The 21,159-nt window shown below is 72.2% G+C and carries 3 protein-coding genes; all 3 read right to left on the reverse strand.

All coding sequences use genetic code 11. The features are described 5' to 3' along the window. Nucleotides 1-29 precede the first annotated feature (29 nt). Genes ACH34Q_RS00730 through ACH34Q_RS00740 form a run of 3 tightly spaced genes read right to left on the reverse strand, consistent with a single transcriptional unit; the run spans nucleotide 30 to nucleotide 21,090 of the window. Nucleotides 30-3,917, reverse strand: a complete 3,888-nt coding sequence (locus tag ACH34Q_RS00730) for an amino acid adenylation domain-containing protein (protein WP_395980692.1) — start codon at nucleotides 3,915-3,917, stop codon at nucleotides 30-32. Beyond that, on the reverse strand, nucleotides 3,914-11,578 hold the full coding sequence (locus ACH34Q_RS00735; protein ID WP_395980693.1) for an amino acid adenylation domain-containing protein: 7,665 nt from the start codon (nucleotides 11,576-11,578) through the stop codon (nucleotides 3,914-3,916). The genes ACH34Q_RS00730 and ACH34Q_RS00735 overlap by 4 nt, the downstream gene beginning before the upstream one ends. Next, nucleotides 11,575-21,090, reverse strand: coding sequence for an amino acid adenylation domain-containing protein (locus ACH34Q_RS00740; RefSeq protein WP_395980694.1), 9,516 nt, complete (start codon nucleotides 21,088-21,090; stop codon nucleotides 11,575-11,577). Before ACH34Q_RS00740 ends, ACH34Q_RS00735 begins: the two co-directional genes overlap by 4 nt. Nucleotides 21,091-21,159 lie beyond the last annotated feature (69 nt).

Consider the following 21,159-nt stretch of genomic DNA (forward strand, 5'->3'; position numbering starts at 1 on the left):
GTGTTCCTCTCGTGGGGGGTTCCGGGGTGTCAGTCGAGCTTGTCGAGCCGGGCGGCGAGGATCGCGCCCATCTCGGCGGCCGGGCCCGGCTCCATCAGCAGGTGGTGGTCGGCGTCGATGGGATGGTCCTCGATGCCGCCGACCAGGGGTCCCCAGTTGCCGGCGGCCGTGGGCGCGTCGGTCGTACGGCCCTGCAGGGCGGTGAAGAACAGCAGGTCGCCGCCGAAGCTCCCGGGCCGGTACTCCTCGGCCTGCCGCAGCCCGTTCTCGTAGTTGCGGTAGACGTTGACCAGGTCGCCCTCGGCGAGGGTGGACAGGGAGTCGCCGCGCGCGGCGAGCACCGCCATGATCTGCTCCAGGTCGGGGTTGCCGTCGGCGGCGACCATCCGCGCGTCGATCCCGATCGACTCCAGCAGCTCGGGCAGGATCTCGCGCCGGTCGGCCTCCAGGTCCTGGCCGTGGTAGGCGTCGATCAGCGCGAGCACGCCGACCTCCTCGCCCGCCTCGCGCAGCCGCAGCGCCATCTCGTACGCGATCAGCCCGCCCAGCGACCAGCCCACCAGGTGGTACGGCCCGGCCGGGCACACGGTCCGGATCTGGGCGAGGTAGTCGGCGGCCGTCTCCTCGACCGAGTCCGGCAGGTCGGGCTCGGTGAACGCGCGCGCCTGGAGCCCGTAGATCGGACGGTCGGCGCCCAGGTGCCGCTGGAACTGGAAGTAGCTCCAGGCCAGGCCGCCCGCCGGATGCACGAAGAACACCGGGGGCCGGGTCCCGGCGGTCCGGATCGGCAGCAGCACCTCGAAGCCCAGCCGGTCCGCCGGCTCGCCGAGCCGGGTCAGCGCCTCCACGGTCTGGTGGGTGAACACGTCGCGCGGCGTGATCTCCAGTTCCGCCCGGCGGGCCAGCCCGGCCAGCCTGAGCGCGGCGATGCTGTCGCCGCCGAGGTCGAAGAAGCCGACGTCGGCCCCGACCCGTTCCAGGCCGAGGGCACCGGCGAACAGCCCGCACAGCACCTCCTCCTCGGGGGTGCGCGGGTCGCGGCCGGCGCGGGCGGCGGTGCCGAAGTCGGGCGCGGGCAGCGCCGTGCGGTCGAGCTTGCCGTTGAGGTTGGTCGGGAACGTCTCGAGCGGGACGAACGCCGCCGGGACCATGTACTCCGGCAGCCGCTCGGCGACGAAGGCGCGCAGCTCCTCGGGCGGGGCGGTCGCGACGACGTAGGCGACCAGGCGCTTGACGCCGGGGGCGTCCTCGCGGGCGATCACCGCGACGTTGGCGACCGCCGGATGGGCGGCGATGGCCGCCTCGATCTCGCCCGGCTCGATCCGGAACCCGCGGATCTTCACCTGGAAGTCGGCCCGGTCGAGGTACTCCAGGGTGCCGTCGGGGCGGCGGCGCATCAGGTCGCCGGTGCGGTACATGCGGTCGCCCGGGGCGCCGAACGGGTCGGCGACGTACCGTTCGGCCGTCAGCGCGGGCCGCCCGAGGTAGCCGCGGCCGAGCCCGGCGCCCGCGATGTAGGCCTCCCCCGGCACGCCGGGCGGGACGTGGCGCAGGGCCGCGTCCAGCACGTACACCCGCATGTCGTCCAGCGGACGGCCGAGCACGGTGGTCGACTCGCCGGGATCGGCGAGGGCCGCGCGCTGCCCGCCGGCGGTGGCGTACGTGGTCGTCTCGGTCGGCCCGTACACGTTGCCGACCGCCGTCCCAGGACAGGCGGCGAGAACCCTGCGGATGGCGGTGGCCGAGCCGGCTTCGCCGCCGGTCAGGACCTCCTTGAGCCCGGCGAACGCCTGCGGCCGTTCCTCCGCGACGAGGTTGAACAGGGTGGTGGTGAGGAAGAGCCCGGTGACGCCCGCCTCGCCGACGATCCGTTCGAGGTCCTCGGCGGAGAGCCGTCCCGGCGGCGCGATGGCGGCCGTACCGCCGCCCAGGAGCGGCGTCCACAGCTCGTAGAGGGAGGCGTCGAAGGCGTGCGCGGAGTGCACCAGGACGCGTTCGTGCGCATCCGCCTGCAGCAGGGAGTCCGTGGCCAGGTCGACGACGTCCCGGTGCCGCAGCATGACGCCCTTGGGCTCCCCGGTCGAACCGGAGGTGAAGAACACGCAGGCGAGCTGGTCGGGCTGGACCGGGACTCCGGGATCGGTGGCGGGGTGGCCGTCGCCGTCGTCCAGCAGCAGGACGTGCGCGCCGGTGTCCAGACCGGCGACGCGATCCGCCATCGCGGTGTCGACGACGAGGACCGGTGCCCTGGCCTCGGAGACCGCCCAGGCGATCCGTTCCGGCGGGTAGCCGTGGTGGATCGGCGCGTAGCAGCAGCCCGCCTTGAGGACCGCCAGGCAGGTGGCCACGAGATCGGCGGAACGTTCGAGGAGGAGGGCCACCGGGGTCTCGCGGCCGACGCCGAGCGCGATCAGGCGGTGGGCCAGCCGGTTGGCGCGCGCGTCCAGCTCGGCGTAGGTGACGGTCGCGCCGTCGGCCGTACGGAGCGCGATGGCGTGGGGGTGCTCCTGGACTCGGGCGGCGAACCGGTCGGTGATGGTGCCGGGGCGGCGGGCGGTGGCCGTTCCCCGCGATGCGCTCAGGGCCGCGCCGCGCTCGGCGTCGTCCAGGACGCCGATCCGGGCGACGGGGGCCTCGGGCCGGTACGCGATCGCGTCGAGGATCGTGACGAAGCGTCGCATCATCCGTTCCGCCTCGGCGGCGGAGCAGACGTCGGCCCGGTAGTCCAGGCGCAGCGACAGACTCGGGCCCGGTACGGCCGCGAACGTGTACGGGTAGTGGGTGGCGTCGTAGCCGTCCACACCATGGAGACTGAGCCCGCCCAGGTCCGTTCCGGCGGATCCGGGATCGAACGGGTAGTTCTCCAGCACCGTCATCGTGTCGAACAGCGTGCCCCGCGTACCCGCGAGCCGCTGGATGTCGGCCAGCCCGAGATGGTGGTGGGCCATCAGGTCGGCCTGCTCGCCCTGCACCCGGGTGAGCGCGTCCGCGACCGTGTCGCCGGGCCGGAACGCGACCCGGACCGGAAGCGTGTTGATGAACAGCCCGATCATCTGCTCCACGCCGGGCAGCTCGGGAGGGCGGCCCGACACCGCAGCGCCGAACACCACGTCCGTACGGCCGGTGAGTCCTCCGAGCAGCAGCCCCCAGCCGAGCTGCAGCACCGTGTTCAGCGTGACGCCCTGGGCGCGGGCCCGGGCGGACAGCGCGGTCGTCAGGTCCTCGTCGAGCCGGACGCGGACGCGCTCGGGAGACGTGACGGCGTCCGGTTCGCCAGCCTTGGGTGCCAGCAGGGTCGGCTCGTCCACTCCGGCGAGCGCACGGCGCCAGGCGTTCTCGGCGGCGTCCCTGTCCTGCGCGGCCAGCCAGGCCAAATGGTTCTTGTACGGAGCGACGCGCGGCAGGCCGGTGTCGTCGCCACCGGCGAGGTAGAGCGCGAACAGCTCGGTCTGCAGCACCGGCGTGGACCAGCCGTCCAGCAGGATGTGGTGATGGGTGAACACCATCCGGTGCAGGCCGTCCGCCAGCCTGAGCAGGACGAACCGCAGCAGCGGCGGCTTGGCCATGTCGAACGGCAGGGCCCGCTCGCGGGCGGCGATCTCCCCGGCGCGGCCAGGGTCATCGGTCAGGTCGATCTCTTCCCACGGCAGCCGCACCTGGCGATGCACGACCTGGACGGCGCTGCCCTCCTTGCGCTGCCGGAACCCGGCCCGCAGGTTGGCGTGCCGGCGCAGCAGCGTCGCGGCGGCGGCGCGCAGGGCTCCGGTGTCCAGCGGGCCCCGCAGGTCGAAGACGATCTGCGCGGTGTACGCGTCCCGGCCGGTGTCGTCGTACAGCGCGTGGAAGAAGAGCCCCTGCTGCAACGGCGACAGCGGCAGGATGTCCTCGAGCTGCGGCTTCTTCTGCTGCGCGGTCAATCCCACTCCTCTTCGGCGTCCAGCTCCGCGGCCAGCTCGTCGATCTCGTCCTGGCTCACCGACACCAGGTCCAGGTCGGACGGCGTGAACCCGCCGACCGGCCCGCCGTCCCGGCCCTGCTCGACATGCGCCACCAGCCCGCGCAGCGCGTCGCACCAGCGGTCGGCGAGGTCCTGGACCCGTTCCGCGTCCAGGAGCCCGCCCGCCCAGGTCCAGGTGGCCGACAGCTCCGGCCCGCCCGGCAGGTCACGGGTATGGGCGTTGACCTCGATCGCGTGTACGAGCGCGAGCGCATCGTCCTGGCCACCGCCGAGCGCGCCGCTCTCCGCCGCGTCCGCCGGGCCCCAGTCGGTGGCCTCGGGGACGGCGCTCCGGCCCAGGTAGTTGAACGCGATCTGTGGGGTGGGCGTGGTCTCGCCGTCCTCGCCGTCCCTGCCGTCTCTGCCGGACAGCCGGGGGCGCAGGAGCCCGTACCCGATGCCGTTGTCCGGGATCTCGCGCAGCTGCTCCTTCACCTTCTTCAGCGCCGTCCCGACGGCCTGGCCGCCCTCCCGGATCTCCATCCGGCCGATCGTTCCCGCGTCCAGCCGTACGGGATAGATCGAGGTGAACCAGCCGACGGTGCGCGACAGGTCCACGCCCGGGACGATCTCCTCCCGGCCGTGCCCTTCGAGATCGATCAGGACGGCCGTCTGGTCGCCGCCGCGCCAGCCGGCGACGGCAAGGGCCAGCCCGGTGAGCAGCACGTCGTTGATCCGGCCGTGGAACGCAGCGGGCACGTCGGTGAGCAGCGGCCCTGTCACCTCCGGCGGGAGGTCCACGGTGAGGTGCCGGGCGTTCCCGAACGTGTCGCTCGCGGGGTCGAGGGGCCGTTCCCCGATAAGGGGATCCGGCGTGGCGAGGATCTCCGACCACAGCGGCAGCTCGACGGCCCGTTCCGGACTGGACGCCTCAGCGACGAGGCGCTGCGCCCAGCGGCGGAACGAGGTCCCGACCGGTTGCAGGTCCTCCCCCGCCCAGGCGGTGACCAGATCGGGGATGAGGATCCGCCAGGACACCCCGTCCACGACCAGGTGATGCAGCGTCAGCAGCAGCCGTCCGGAACGCTCCGGCCCCGCGTCGAACCACACCAGCCGCACCATCACCCCGGCCGCCGGGTCAAGACGGCCCCGGGTCGCGGCGGCCTGCTCGGCGAGGGTCGCCCGCAGCGCTTCCGCATCGAGACCCGCGATGTCGACGCGCTCGACGAGCGTCGCGGCATCGACCGTGCCGGGCTCGGTGACCTCGAACTCCGTCGCATCGGCCCGGAGCCGCAGCATGTCGTGGTGATCGATGACCTGCTGCAGCGCGCGGGTGAGATCGTCCATGCGGAGGCCAGGCGGTACCTGGAGCAACATCCGCTGGCTGTAGTCGTCGACCGGCCCGTTCAGGTCCTCCCGGAACCACCGCATGATCGGCGTCGCCGGAACGAGCCCCACGCCGGTGCCCGGCGGCTCGGTCTCGATGGTCTCGGCCTCGCCGGCGGGGCGGGCGATGGCGGCCAGTTCCTGGACGGTCTGGTGCTGGAAGACTTCGCGGGGGGAGATGACCAGGCCGGACTGGCGGGCCCGGGACACGAGCTGGATGGCGATGATCGAGTCACCGCCCAAGTCGAAGAACCCGTCCTCGACCCCGACCCGTTCAAGATTGAGAACCTCGGCGAACAGGCCCGCGAGGGTCTCTTCTTGGGGGGTGCCAGGTGCCCGCGAGGACACCTTGGCCGAGAAATCGGGATCGGGAAGCGCTTTGCGGTCCAGCTTGCCGTTCGAGGTCAACGGCAGAGCATCGAGTTCGACGACCGCGGCCGGGACCATGTAGCCGGGAAGGTGCTGGGCGGCGTGCGCGCGCAGATCGTCGTCCTTGCCGACGATGTAGGCGATCAACCGCTCATCACGAACGATGACCGCAACATCCGACACCGCCTCATGACGGGCCAGGACCGCCTCGATCTCGCCCGGCTCGATCCGGAACCCACGCAACTGCACCTGCTGATCTGAGCGCCCCAAGTATTCGAGACGACCGTCGGCCAGCCAGCGACCCAGATCGCCGGTGCGATACATCCGCGTGCCCGGCGCTCCGTGCAGGTCGGCGACGAAACGCTCCGCCGACAGACCCGGACGGTTGAGATACCCGCGCGCCAGGCCAGGACCCGCAACGAACAACTCCCCGACCACACCGGCGGGGACCGGCTGGAGACGGCCGTCCAGGACGTAGATGCGCAGGTCGGGGATGCCGGTGCCGATGACACTGCCCGGCGCGGTCGCCGCATAGGCGCGGTCCAACTCGATGTGCGAGACATGCACCGTGGTCTCGGTGATCCCATACATGTTGACCAGCGTTGGCGCGTTGTCGGCGTGCCGGGAGTACCAGTCATCCAGACGACCCAACTCCAGGGCCTCACCACCGAACACCACGTACCGCAACGCCGACACATCCACGCCAGGGTTATCCCGGTCGGCGGCCATCAGCTGGTAGAACGCCGACGGCGTCTGATTCAGAACCGTGACGCGCTCGGTCTCCAGCAGCCGCAGAAAGTCCTCCGGCGAACGCGACGTCAGATACGGGACCACGACCAGCCGGCCCCCGTACAGCAGCGAACCCCACAACTCCCACACCGAGAAATCGAACGCATACGAGTGGAACAACGTCCACACATCATCGGCACCGAACCCGAACCGGCCCTCGGTCGAGCGCAGCAGCCGCACGACGTTCGCATGCGGGACCACAACACCCTTGGGACGACCCGTCGAACCCGACGTGTAGATCACATAGGCCGGATTGTCCGGCGACACCGGCACTGCAAGGTCGGTATCGGCGTACTCCTCGCACGCCCCGACCTCGTCGATCGTCAAAACCGGTTGCGCGTCGTCCAGGACGTATGCGATCCGGTCCGCTGGATAATCCGGGTCGATCGGAACGTACGCGGCACCGGCCTTCAGCACCGCCAGCACCGCGACGACCAGCTCCACCGAACGCGGCAACTTCAACGCCACGAAACGCTCAGGACCCGCACCCCGCGCCACCAGCGACCGCGCCAGCCGATTCGCCCACGCGTTCAACTCCCCATACGACAACGTCCGACCCTCGAACGACACCGCCACCGCATCCGAAGACGCAGCCGCCCGCGCCTCGAACAACGAGACGATCGTCGCGTCGCCCGCCGGTTCGCCCCCGCGGCCGCCGGCCCATTTCTTCAGCAGCGTGCGGCGTTCGGCGCGGTCGAGGATCTCGGCGGTGCCGATGGGGGCGTCGGGCTCGGCGACCATTTCGCGGAGCAGCCGTTCAAAGCGAGCCGCGAGCGACTGGGCGGTGGCGGGGGCGAACAGGTCGAGGGCGTATTCGAGGCCGCCCTCGATCCCGGCAGGGGTGCCGTCCTCGGCGTGCCGTTCTTCCAGGTACAGGGACAGGTCGTACTTGGCCGCGACCGAGGGAAGGGACTCGGCGCCGCCGCTGAGCCCGTCCAGTTCCAGCTTCGCCTCGGGGTTGTTCTGGAACGAGAGAACGACCTGGAAGAGGGGGTGCCTGGCCATCGAACGGGCCGGATTGAGCACGTCGACGAGGCGCTCGAACGGGACGTCCTGGTGCGCGTACGCCGCCAGGTCCGTCTCCTTCACCCGGGCGACCAGTTCACGGAACGACGGGTCCCCGGACGTGTCGGTGCGCAGGACGAGCATGTTGACGAACATGCCGACCAGATCGTCCAGGGCCTCGTCGGTACGCCCCGCGATCGGGGAGCCGATGGCGACGTCGGTGCCGGCGCCCATCCGGGTCAGCAGGGCCGCGTAGGCTGCCTGCGTCACCATGAAGAGGCTGGCTCCGGTCTCGCGGGCCAGCTTGCGGAGCCCGGCGTGCAGGTCGGCGTCCAACTCGAAGGGGACGGTGCCGCCTCGGTACGAGGCCTCGGCCGGACGCGGACGGTCCGCCGGCAACACCAACTCCTCCGGCAACCCCGCCAGCGCACCCCGCCAATACGCGATCTGCCGCGACACCAGACTGCCCGGGTCATCCTCCGACCCCAGCAACTCCCGCTGCCACAACGAATAATCCGCATACTGCACCGGCAACGGCGCCCACTCCGGCACAACCCCCGACACCCGCGCCCCGTACGCCACGATCACATCACGCGCCAGCGGCGCCATCGACCACCCATCACCCGCGATGTGATGCAGGACCAGCATCAGGACGTGCGCGTCCTCGCCCAGGGAGAACAGGGCGGCGCGCAGGGGAGGTTCGACGGACAGGTCGAAGCCCTGACCGGCCGCGGCGGCGAGGACGCCCGGCAGGCCGGACTCGCCGGTCTCGATGACGGAGAGCGTGGGGCGGGCGGTCGCCGCGTCCAGGACGAGCTGGCGGGCGGTACCGGAGGCATCCGGGAAGATCGTGCGCAGCGACTCGTGCCGTGCCACGACGTCGCCGAGCGCCGCCCGCAGGGCCGCGTGGTCGAGGGCGCCGTCGAGCCGCAGCGCGATCGGCATGTTGAACGTGGCGGAGCGGCCCTCGAAGCGGTTGAGGAACCAGAGCCGCTGCTGCGCGTACGACAGCGGGACCACGTCCGGACGCTCCTCCCGCGCCACCAGCGCGGGACGTACCGAACCGGACGCCTCGGCGACCCGTTCGGCCAGCCGCGCGACGGTCGGGGCCTCGAACAGCGCGCGGACCGGCAGTTCGGCACCGAAGGCGGAGCGGACCTTGCCGATCAGGCGGGTGGCGGTGAGCGAGTCGCCGCCGAGGTCGAAGAACCCGTCGTCGACGCCGACCCGGGACACCCCGAGCACCTCGGCGTACAGGCCGCAGAGGATCTCCTCCTGCGGCGAGCGGGGCGCGCGGGTGACGGCGGTGCCGGTGCCGGGTTCGGGCAGCGCGGCCTTGTCGAGCTTGCCGTTGACGGTCAGTGGCAGGGCGTCGAGCGCGGTGAGCGTCGGCACCATGTGGGCGGGCAGGCGCGCGGCGGCGTGCCGGCGTAGCCCGGCCAGGTCCGCCGAGGCCGGTACGACGTAGCCCGCGAGCCGCCGGTCGCGGACGACGACCACGGCGCGGGCGACGCCCTCGTACGCGGCCAGTACGCTCTCGATCTCGGCAGGCTCGACCCGGTAACCGCGGATCTTGACCTGGTCGTCGACCCGGCCGAGATGCTCGATGGTGCCGTCGGCACGCCAGCGGGCGCGGTCGCCGGTGCGGTACATCCGTTCGCCCGGGGTCCCGTACGGGTCGGCCACGAACCGTTCGGCGGTCAGGCCCGGCCGGTCGAGGTAGCCGCGTGCCAGCTGGGCACCCGCCAGGTACAGCTCGCCCGGAACGCCTGCCGGGGCCGGCTGGAGCGCCGCGTCCAGGACGTAGGCGCGGGTGCCGGTGTGCGGGGCGCCGACCGTGGGCGTCTCACTGCTCACCACGGCGGCGTTCATCGTGTCGACCGTCGATTCGGTCGGCCCGTAGAAGTTGCGGACGGTCGTCCCGGTCAGCTCGCGCAGCTCGCGCCACAGCTCGTCGCTGATCGACTCGCCGCCGAGCAGCACGTGCGCGGGCCGGTGTCCGTCGAGGAACCCCGCCTCGCGCAGCGCCTGGAAATGCGAGGGCGTCGTGTTGATCAGATCGATCCGGGCGCGTTCCACATAGGCGGTGTACGCCCGGGCGTCGCGGCGGGTCTCGTCGTCGATGAGGTGCAGTTCCTGGCCGTACATCATCCACAGCACGCCCATCACGGACGTGTCGAACGAGAACGACGCCAGATGCGCGAACCGCATCGGGCGGTCCTGGCCGTGCGCGGCGATCGCCGGTTCGAACAGGGCGGCCCGATGCACCTCGAAGTAGTTGAGGACCCCTTCGTGGGGAACGGTGACGCCCTTGGGCCGCCCGGTGGAGCCCGAGGTGTAGATGACGTACGCGGCGTTGCCCGGCCTGGCCCGGCGACCGGGATCGTGGTCTGGTCCGCCGGCGTCGGCGGCATCGCCGGGCCTGAGCGTACGAGCCGGACGGCAGTCGTTCAGGAGGTCGGCGATGCGCTCGGCCGGGTATTCGGGATCGATGGGCACGTACGCGGCGCCCGCCTTCAGCACCCCGAGCAGCGCGACGACGATCTCCGGCGTGCGCGGCAGGACGAGCGCGACCCGATCCTCTGGGCCGATGCCGCCCGCGATCAGGTCGTGCGCGAGCCGGTTGGCGCTCGCGTTCAGCTCGCGGAACGTCAGCGAACGTTCGCCGCAGACCAGCGCCACCACCTCGGGTGTCCTGGCGGCCTGCTTCTCGAACAGCTCGGGCAGCGTGCCGGGGCGCTCTCCAGTGGTCACGGCCGTGTCGTTCCAGGCCGCGAGCCGCGCCCGCTCGTCCTCGCCGCCCAGCTCGACCGAGCCGATGAGGCGGGACGAGTCGTCCGCGAACGCCTCCAGGAACGCCCGGACCCGCGCGAGCAGCGCCTCCACGACGTCCCGCTCGTACACGTCGGGCCGGTAGTGCAACCGCAGCAGCAGCTCGGGACCGGGCGCCGCGACGAACGACAGCGGGAAGTGCGTCGCGTCGTAGGAGTCGGCGGCGGCGATACGCACGCCGTTGAGCGAGCCGTCCATGGACGCCGGATCGAACGGATAGTTCTCCAGCACCGTCATGGTGTCGAACAGGGCGCCGCGATGCCCGGCCGCCCGCTGGATCTCGGTCAGACCGAGGTGATGGTGCGGGAGCAGCTCGGTCTGCTCGTCCTGCAGCCGTTCCATGAGGTCGGCGAGCGAGTCGCCGGGGCTGTGCCGGACGCGGATCGGCAGCGTGTTGATGAACAGCCCGACCATCTGCTCGACGCCGGGCAGGTCGGCCGGTCGGCCCGAGACAGTCGAGCCGAAGACGACGTCGCCGCTGCCCAGCAGCCGTCCCAGCACAAGCCCCCACGTCCCCTGCAGGACGGTGCTGAGCGTGACGCCGTGGCGGCGGGCGGCCCGGCCGAGCCGCTTGGTGAGCCGCTCGTCCAGATGGACGGTGACCGCCTCCGGCGGCACGGGCGGGCGGGCGGCGGCCTCCGGAGCCACCAGGCTCGGCTCGTCCACGCCCTGCAGAGCGTGCCGCCAGGCCTCCTCGGCCGCGCCCCGGTCCTGCCGGGCGAGCCAGGCGAGATAGGTCTTGTACGGGGTGACGCGCGGGAACCCGGCGTCGTGCCCGCCCTGCATGTAGAGCAGGAACAGCTCGGTCGCCAGGATCGGCGTCGACCAGCCGTCCAGCAGGATGTGGTGGTTGGTGAACACCAGCCGATGGCGGTCGGCGGCCAGCTCGACCAGCGTGAACCGCAGCAGCGGCGGCGCCGTGACATCGAATCCGCGGGCCCGTTCCCGCGCCACCACCGCGTCCGCCTCGGCCTCGGACGCGACGCGGACCTCCTCCCACGGCAGCTCCACCTCGCGCGGGACGATCTGGACGGGCCGGGACAGGTCCTCGTGCCAGAACGCGGCGCGCAGGTTGGAATGGCGGCGCAGCAGCGTGTCAGCGGCCGTACGGAGCGCCGGTACGTCCAGCGGTCCTTCGAGTTCCAGGACGATCTGCGCCGTGTAGACGTCGGAGCCCTCGCGGTCGAACAGCGCATGGAAGAAGAAGCCCTGCTGGAGCGGCGACAGCGGCAGGATGTCCTCCAGGTCCCCCCGGTTCAATTGGTCCCCCTCCAGGCGTCCTGCAGCTTGTCGATCTCCGCTTGGTCGAGCTCCACGAGCAGGTCGGACGGGGTGAAACCGTCACCATCGCCCGAGGCCACATGGGCGACGAGCCCGCGCAGAGCCGCGAACCAGTCCTCGGCCAGCTCCCGTACCTCCTCCTCGGTGAACAGCCCGTCCGGCCAGGTCCAGGTGGCGGCCAGGCCGTCCCGCGCGATGGCGTTGATCTCCAGGGCATGCGCCATCGGCATCCCCGGGTCCTCGCCCGGCGGAAGCTCCTCGGGCGCGATGCTCCAGTCGCCGCCCTCGTCGCCGGGCATGACCCGTCCCAGGTAGTTGAACGCGATCTGCGCGGGCGGCAGTTCGGCCAGCTCCGCCGCGTCGCCGCCGCCTTCGCCGAGGTAGCGCAGCACGCCGTAGCCGATGCCGTCCGGAACGGCGCGGAGCTGCTCCTTGACCTTCTTCAGCGCGGTGCCGACGGCCGGGCCCCCGTCGCGTACCACGGCCCAGTCGACCTGGCCCGCGTCCAGCCGTACGGGATGGATCGAGGTGAACCAGCCCGCCGTCCGCGACAGGTCCGTTCCGGGAACGAAGTCGTCGCGGCCGTGCCCTTCGAGGTCCAGCAGCACGCTGGTGCCACGGCCGCCCCGGTGCTTGCGCCACTGCGTCACCGCCAGGGCCAGCCCCGTGAGCAGCACGTCGTTGACCCGGCCGTGGAACGCGGCGGGCACGTCGGTGAGCAGCGGGCCGGTGATGTCGGCGGGCAGTTCCAGCTTGACCGAACGCGCCCGGGCCGCGATGTCCACGCGCGGATCGAGTGCACGGTCGGCCAGCGGCCGGTTCGGCCCGTCGACGATGTCGAGCCAGGCGTCCAGGTCGTCCGGCCGTGCCGTCGTCGAGAGCCGCTGCGCCCAGCGGCGGAACGAGGTCCCGACCGGCTCCGGATCCACGCCGGCCCAGGCGGCGACGAGATCGGGCAGCAGGATCCGCCAGGACACCCCGTCCACGACCAGGTGATGCAGCAGAACGAGCAGGCGACCCTGCGCCTCCCCCGCGTCGAACCACACCAGCTGCGCCATCGTGCCGCCGACCGGGTCGAGCCGGTCCCGCGCGGCCGCCGCCTGCTCGGCGATGGTCGCGTTCAGCTTGTCGGCGTCCAGCCCGGCGGTGTCGACCCGGGTGATCAGGTCACGCGCGTCGACCGTCCCGCGCTGCCGGACGACCGGCTGCCAGCGGTCGCCGTCCACGACGTCGAGGCGAAGCCGGAGCATGTCATGGTGATCGAGCAGCGTCCGCAGTGCCTCCGCGAGCCGCTCCACGCCGAGATCGGCGGGTGCCCGCAGCAGCATCGACTGGTGGAAGCCCTTGACCAGCGAGGCGTCCCCGCCGACCCGCTCCCGCAGCCACGCGACGATCGGCGTGACCGGGACCGGTCCCATCCCGGTGCCGGGCGGCTCGGTCTCGATGGTCTCGGCCTCGCCGGCGGGGCGGGCGATGGCGGCCAGTTCCTGGACGGTCTGGTGCTGGAAGACTTCGCGGGGGGAGATGACCAGGCCGGACTGGCGGGCCCGGGACACGAGCTGGATGGCGATGATCGAGTCACCGCCCAAGTCGAAGAACCCGTCCTCGACCCCGACCCGTTCAAGATTGAGAACCTCGGCGAACAGGCCCGCGAGGGTCTCTTCTTGGGGGGTGCCAGGTGCCCGCGAGGACACCTTGGCCGAGAAATCGGGATCGGGAAGCGCTTTGCGGTCCAGCTTGCCGTTCGAGGTCAACGGCAGAGCGCCGAGTTCGACGACCGCGGCCGGGACCATGTAGCCGGGAAGGTGCTGGGCGGCGTGCGCGCGCAGATCGTCGTCCTTGCCGACGATGTAGGCGATCAACCGCTCATCACGAACGATGACCGCAACATCCGACACCGCCTCATGACGGGCCAGGACCGCCTCGATCTCGCCCGGCTCGATCCGGAACCCACGCAACTGCACCTGCTGATCTGAGCGCCCCAAGTATTCAAGGCGACCGTCGGCCAGCCAGCGACCCAGATCGCCGGTGCGATACATCCGCGTCCCAGGCGCCCCGTGCGGGTCAGCGACAAACCGCTCCGCCGACAGACCCGGACGATTCAGATACCCGCGCGCCAGACCGGGGCCCGCGACGTACAGTTCGCCGACCACACCCGCCGGAACGGGTTGGAGACGGCCGTCCAGGACGTAGATGCGCAGGTCGGGGATGCCGGTGCCGATGACACTGCCCGGCGCGGTCGCCGCATAGGCGCGGTCCAACTCAATGTGCGAGACATGCACCGTGGTCTCGGTGATCCCATACATGTTGACCAGCGTTGGCGCGTTGTCGGCGTGCCGGGAGTACCAGTCATCCAGACGACCCAACTCCAGGGCCTCACCACCGAACACCACGTACCGCAACGCCGACACATCCACGCCAGGGTTATCCCGGTCGGCGGCCATCAGCTGGTAGAACGCCGACGGCGTCTGATTCAGAACCGTGACGCGCTCGGTCTCCAGCAGCCGCAGAAAGTCCTCCGGCGAACGCGACGTCAGATACGGGACCACGACCAGCCGGCCCCCGTACAGCAGCGAACCCCACAACTCCCACACCGAGAAATCGAACGCATACGAGTGGAACAACGTCCACACATCGTCCGCACCGAACCCGAACCGGCCCTCCGTCGAACCCAGCAGCCGCACGACGTTCGCATGCGGGACCACAACACCCTTGGGACGACCCGTCGAACCCGACGTGTAGATCACATAGGCCGGATTGTCCGGCGAGATCGCAACGTCCAGGTTCCCGTCCGCGTAGCCGTCGCAGCGGTCCACCGACTCGATGGTCACGACCGGATCGGCGTCGTCCACCATCGCGGCGATGCGGCCGGACGGGTAGTCCGGGTCGATCGGAACGTACGCGGCACCGGCCTTCAGCACCGCCAGCACCGCCACGACCAACTCCACCGAACGCGGCAACTTCAACGCCACGAAACGCTCAGGACCCACACCCCGCGCCACCAAAGAGCGCGCCAGCCGATTCGCCCACGCGTTCAACTCCCCATACGACAGCGCCCGGCCCTCGAACGACACCGCCACCGCACCCGGACTCTCCGCCACCCGCGCCTCGAACAACGAAACGATCGTGTCGCCGTGCACCGGCACGGCCTCATGCCCCCCGGCCCAATCACTCAGCAGGGTGGTGCGTTCGGCCGGGTCGAGGATGTCGACCTCGCCGATCCGGGCGCCCGGGTCGGTGAGCAGGGCGGTCAGGTAGCGCTCGAACCGGGCGGTCAGGCGGCCGGCCGTCGCGGGGTCGTAGAGATCGAGCGCGTACTCCAGTTCCCCGTCCAGCCCGTCGGGACGCTCGGTGAGGACCATCAGCAGGTCGAAGCGGGAGACGCCGGCGTGCAGCGGCTCGGGTTCGGCGGTGAAGCCGGGCATCTCCAGCCGGGCCTCGGGGTTGTTCTGGAAGGTCAGGCCGACCTGGAAGAGCGGGTGGCGGCCGAGGTGGCGCGGCGGGTTCAGGACCTCGACCAGGCGCTCGAACGGGACGTCCTGGTGCGCGTACGCCGCCAGGTCCGTCTCCTTCACCCGGGCGACCAGTTCACGGAACGACGGATCGCCGGACGTGTCGGTACGGAAGACGAGCATGTTGACGAACATGCCGACCAGATCGTCCAGGGCCTCGTCGGTACGCCCCGCGATCGGCGAGCCGATCGGGACGTCGGTGCCGCCGCCGAGCCGGGTCAGCAGGGCGGCGAACGCGGCCTGGGCGATCATGAACGGGCTGGTGCCGGTCTCGCGGGCGAGGGCGAGCAGGGCGGTCCGCACGTCGGGGCCGAGCCGGAAGCGGGCGGTGCCGCCGCGGTATGAGGCCTCGGCCGGACGCGGACGGTCCGACGGCAACGCCAACTCCTCCGGCAACCCCGCCAGCGCACCCCGCCAATACGCGATCTGCCGCGACACCAGACTGCCCGGGTCATCCTCCGACCCCAGCAACTCCCGCTGCCACAACGAATAATCCGCATACTGCACCGGCAACGGAGCCCACTCCGGCACAGCCCCTGACACCCGCGCCCCGTACGCCACGATCACATCACGCGCCAGCGGCGCCATCGACCACCCATCACCCGCGATGTGGTGCATGAGTAGCAGCGCCACATGGTCGTCCGGCCCCAGCCGGAACAGGTGGGCGCGCAGCGGGGGCTCGGCGGAGATGTCGAAGGCGTATCCGGCGGCCATGCCGAGCCGGGCCGGGAGTTCGGCGGCGGTGGTGTCGACGATCTCCAGTTCGGGACGGGCTGCGGCCGGGTCGAGGATCAGTTGCCGGGGGACGCCGCCGCTGTCGGGCAGGATCGTGCGCAGCGACTCGTGCCGCGTGACGACGTCGCCGAGCGCGTCCTGGAGGGCGGCGGGGTCGAGGGCACCGCGGATCCGCAGGGCCAGCGGCATGTTGTACGTGGCGGACGGTCCCTCGAAGCGGTTGAGGAACCAGTGCCGCTGCTGCGCGTACGAGGGCGGCAGGGTCGCCGGACGCTCGCGGGCCGTCAGCGCCGGGCGCCTCGGTCCGGACGCCTCGTCCAGCAGCGCGGCCAGTCCCGCGACGGTCGGGGTCTCGAACAGGGCGCGGACGGGGACCTCGGTGTCCAGGGCGCGGCGGATCCGGCTGACGACCCGCATCGCGATCAGCGAGTTGCCGCCCAGCGCGAAGAAGTCGTCGTCGATCCCGACGCGCTCGGCGCCGAGGAGTCCGGCGAAGACGGCCGCGATGGCCTCCTCGCGGGCGGTGCGCGGTGCCCGGTAGGCGGTCGCGGGAACGGGCGCCGCGAGCTCCGGCTTGGGCAGCGCCTTGACGTCGACCTTCCCGTTGGGGGTGAGTGGCATCGCGTCGAGGACGACGACGGCGGCCGGGACCATCGACTCGGGCAGGCTCTCGCGGACGTGGGCGCGCAGTTCCTCGGGGTCGACGCGCTGGCCGGGCGCGGCGACGACGTACGCGACGAGGCGCTTGACCTCGGGCCCGGCGGCGACGGGCCGCTCGCTCGGCACGAAGCCCGGAGGTGCCAGGGCCCCGACGGTCACGGCGGCGTCGGCGGCCACGGCCTCCAGGACGTGGACGTACGCGGCGGCCAGGCGTTCGGCGGTCTCCCGGTCGAACAGGTCGAGCGCGTACTCCAGTGTCCCGGCGAGCCCGTCCCCGCCCCCGTCCTCCTCCAGCAGGAACTCGAGATCGAACTTGGCGACCCCGGCGTCCACCGGTTCGGGGGCGACGGTCAGCCCCGGCAGCTCCACCGCGGCCTCGGGGTTGTTCTGCAGCGTGAGCATGACCTGGAACAGCGGGTGCCGGGCCAGCGACCGGGCGGGGTTGAGGGTCTCGACGAGGCGCTCGAACGGGACGTCCTGGTGCGCGTACGCCACCAGGTCGGTCTCGCGGACGCGCGCCAGCAGTTCGGCGAAGGCGGGGTCGCCGGAGGTGTCGGTGCGCAGCACCACCGTGTTGACGAAGACGCCGACCAGGTCGTCCAGGCCCTCGTCGGTCCGGCCGGCGATCGGCGAGCCGATCGGGATGTCGGTCCCGGCGCCGAGCCCGGTGAGCAGCGAGGCGAGCGCGGCCTGCAGCACCATGAACAGGCTGACGTGGTGCTCGCGGGCCAGCGCGGCCAGCCGTTCGGCCAGCTCGCCGTTCACCTCGAAGGGGATCTGGGCGCCCCGGTACGAGGCGCGCTCGGGTCGCGGCCGGTCGGCCGGAAGCCGGATCTGGTCGGGTAGGCCGGCCAGGGCCCGCTTCCAGTGCGCCAACTGCCGGGCGGCGAGGCTGCCGGGGTCGTCCTCGGCGCCGAGGAGCTCGCGCTGCCAGATCGCGTAGTCGGCGTACTGGACGGGCAGTGGCGCCCATTCGGGTGCCAGTCCTTCGCGGCGCGCCAGGTAGGCGCTGATGAGGTCCTTGGCCAGCGGCGCCATCGACCAGCCGTCGGCGGCGATGTGGTGCAGGACGAGTAGCAGCAGGTGCTCGCCGGGCGCCGTCCGGTACAGGTGGGCTCGCAGCGGCGTCTCGGCGGCCAGGTCGAAGCCGCGGGTGGCGTCGGCCAGGAGCGCGGCGTGCAGGTCGCCGGGCGCGACCGAGCCGATGACGAGCCGCGGGGCGGCCTCGTCCGGGTCCAGGACGCGCTGGTACGGCTCGCCGTCGCGGTCGGCGAAGACGGTGCGCAGCGACTCGTGGCGGGTGACGACGTCGTGCAGCGCGGCCCGCATCGCGCCGTGGTCGAGATCGCCGGTGATCCGCAGCGGGATCGGCATGTTGTACGTGGCGGTCGGCCCGTCGAGCCGGTTGAGAAACCACAGCCGTTCCTGCGCGTACGACACCGGAAGCGGGTCGGGCCGGCCGGCGCGCCGTTCCAGCGCGGGCCGGTCGCTTCCCGCGCCGGCCTCGGCGATGTGCGCGGCCAGCCCGGCGACCGTCGGCGTCTCGAACAGCGCCCGTACGGCCAGCTCTACGCCCAGTGCGGCGCGGGCGCGGGCGACCACGCGGGTGGCCTTGAGGGAGTCGCCGCCGTGGTCGAAGAAGCCGTCGTGCAGGCCGACCCGGCGCACGCCGAGCACCTCGGCGAAGATCCCGCAGAGGATCTCCTCGCGGGCGTCGCGCGGCGCGCGGCTCACGGCGGGCGCGGAGAGGTCGGGTGCGGGCAGCGCGGCACGGTCCAGCTTGCCGTTGGGGCTCAGCGGCATCGCGTCGAGCACGACGACCGCCGACGGCACCATGTAGCCGGGCAGCGTCCCGGCGGTGAAGGCGCGCAGCTCGGCCGGATCGACGGGATCGCCCGGGACGCCGGTGACGTAGCCGACCAGGACCGTGTCCCCGGCGGCGTCCTCGCGGGCCACCACCACGCTCTGCGTCACGCGCGGATGCGCGGCGAGCGCGATCTCGATCTCCCCCAGCTCGATCCGGAAGCCGCGGACCTTCACCTGGTGGTCGAGCCGGCCCAGGTACTCGATCTGCCCGTCGCGATTCCAGCGCACCAGGTCGCCGGTCCGGTACATCCGCTCGCCGGGCCGCCCGAACGGGCAGGCCACGAACCGGTCGGCGGTCAGGTCCGGCCGCCGCAGGTAGCCGCGGGCCAGGCCGTCGCCCGCCACGTACAGCTCGCCCGGTACGCCGGGGGGAACGGGACGCAGGGTGGTGTCCAGCACGTACGCGCGGGTGTTGGCCATCGGGCGGCCGATCGGCGCGAGCCCCTGGAGGTTGCCGTCGTCGTACCAGCCGGTGACGAAGACGGTCGCCTCGGTCGGGCCGTAGATGTTGGAGATCCGCGCGTCCGGCAGCAGCGCCCTGGCGTCCTGCAGCAGCCGTGGCGGCAGCGCCTCGCCGCCGAGGGCCAGGTCGCCCACGCGCAGCGCGGGCCCGCCCCGCGCCAGCAGCACCGCCACCGCGGACGGCACGCCGCTGACCAGCGTGCCCTCCCAGCCGCCGCGCTCGGCGACCTCCAGCAGGTCGCGGACGACCTCGATCTCGCCGCCGGCGGTGAGCGGCACCAGCCACTCGAACAGCGACACGTCGAAGTTGAGCGAGGTGGAGAACAGCACCCGCGCCATCCGGGCCGGCCCGTAGCCCGCCATCGACTCCGCGCAGAAGTCCACGACGCTGGCGTGCGAGATCACCACGCCCTTGGGGCGGCCGGTCGAGCCGGAGGTGTGGATGACGTAGGCGGAGTTGCCCGGCCGCAGCGGGCGGACCCGTTCGGCGTCGGTGAGGTCGGTCCCGGAGTACGCGGCCAGGTCGAGCGTGTCCAGCTCGACGCGCGGCGTGCCGCCGGGCAGGGCGGCGCCGGCGGTGGTGATCGCGCAGGCGGGGGCGGCGTCGGCGAGCATGTAGGCGACCCGGTCGGGCGGGTACGCAAGGTCGATCGGCTGGTACGCGGCGCCCGCCTTCAGCACCGCGAGCGCGGCCACGACCAGGTCGGCCGTCCTCGGCAGCGCCAGCGCGACGAAGTCCTCGGTACCGACGCCCTGGGCGACCAGGTGGCGGGCCAGCCGGTTGGCGCGCGCGTTCAGCTCGGCGTAGGTCAGCCGGGTGGGGCCAGCGACGACGGCGGTCGCGCCGGGCGTGCGGGCCGCCTGCGCCTCCACCAGCTCGGGGACGACGGCGGGCGCGACGGGAAGCGCGGTGTCGTTCCACTCGTTCAGGACCAGGTGCCGTTCGGCCTCGTCCAGCAACTCGACCGCGTGCAGCGGGGTGTCGGGGTCGGCGGCCGCGAGGGCGCGCAGGTAGCGGATGTAGCGGTCCTGGTGCGAGGCGACCTGGTCGGCGGTGTAGAGGTCGGGATGCGCGTCGAAGTCGACCCGCATCCCGGCGCCGTCGGAGTTGTCGTAGATGTTGATCGACAGGTCGTCGATCGGCCCGGTCGTGAGGGCGTGCACCCGGGCCGGCAGGCCGGCGAAGTCCAGCCGGTAGTCGAAGGCCATGATGTTGATGACCGGCCCGTGGATCCGGCGGCGCTCGCCGAGCAGCTTCAGGTCGCGCAGCAGGTCCTCGCGCCGGTACCGCTGGTGCCGCAGTCCCCGCGCGGCGGCCCGGGTCGCGGCGCGTACCAGCTGCTCGACCGTCATGTCCGGCCGTACGGTCACCCGCAGCGGCAGGACCGTGGCCAGCTGCGCCGGGGTCTCCAGGGCGATCTGGGTGGTCCGGCCGGTGACCGCCAGCCCGAGGATCACGTCGTCGGTCCCGGTCATCCGGGCCACGTAGGCGGCGGTCGCGGCGATCGCCAGCCCCTGGGTGGCGGTGCGCAGCCGGCGCGCGCCCGCCGCCAGCCCGGCCGCCGGCTCCGGCGGGATCGTGACGATCCGGCTCAGGTAGTCGGCGGTCGGCGCGGCCGTCTCCTCCGACAGGCTCACCGCGACCGGGCGGTCGGCGAACCGCTCGGTCCAGTAGGCGCGGTCCCGCTCGTACCGCTCCGACTCGCGGTAGGCGGCCTCGTCGGCCAGCACGGTCCGGTACGAGCCGCGCTCGGCGGGCACGTACGTGCCGCCGCCGGCCAGCGTCGTGTAGATCTCGGCGGCGCGGCGGCTGATGATCAGGCCGCTGTAGGCGTCCTCGATCACATGGTGCACCCGCAGGTACCACCAGTGCAGATCCGGTGCCAGCCGCAGCAGCCGGTTGTCATGGAGCCGGTCGCCGTCCAGCGGCAGCGGCTCGGCCATCCGGTCGCGCATCCACGCGCGCGCGGCGGCCCGCGGGTCGGCTTCGGCGCTCAGGTCGAGCAGCGAAATGGTCGCGGACGCGGCGGGGTCCACGATCTGGCCGGCCATTCCGTCCCGCTCGGCCAGCCGCACATTCAGCGACTCGGCCTCGTGCGCGGCGATACGCGCGACCCGGTCGAACAACTCCGGCTCGACCGGTCCTTCGATCTCGATGTACTGCGCGATGTGAATCGGTGTTTCCGGGGCCAGTTGCTGCGCGTACCAGACGCTGCGCTGTGCGGCGGAAAGAGGAAGGAACTCGCTGGACGACATCACGCAGTGCTTTCCCGATCAGAGGCGTTTTCTTAACACCGGTGCCGGGCACTTCGCCGGGCTCCGGAA

The organism is Actinomadura sp. 9N407 (genome assembly GCF_044326315.1).
Lineage (GTDB): Bacteria > Actinomycetota > Actinomycetes > Streptosporangiales > Streptosporangiaceae > Spirillospora.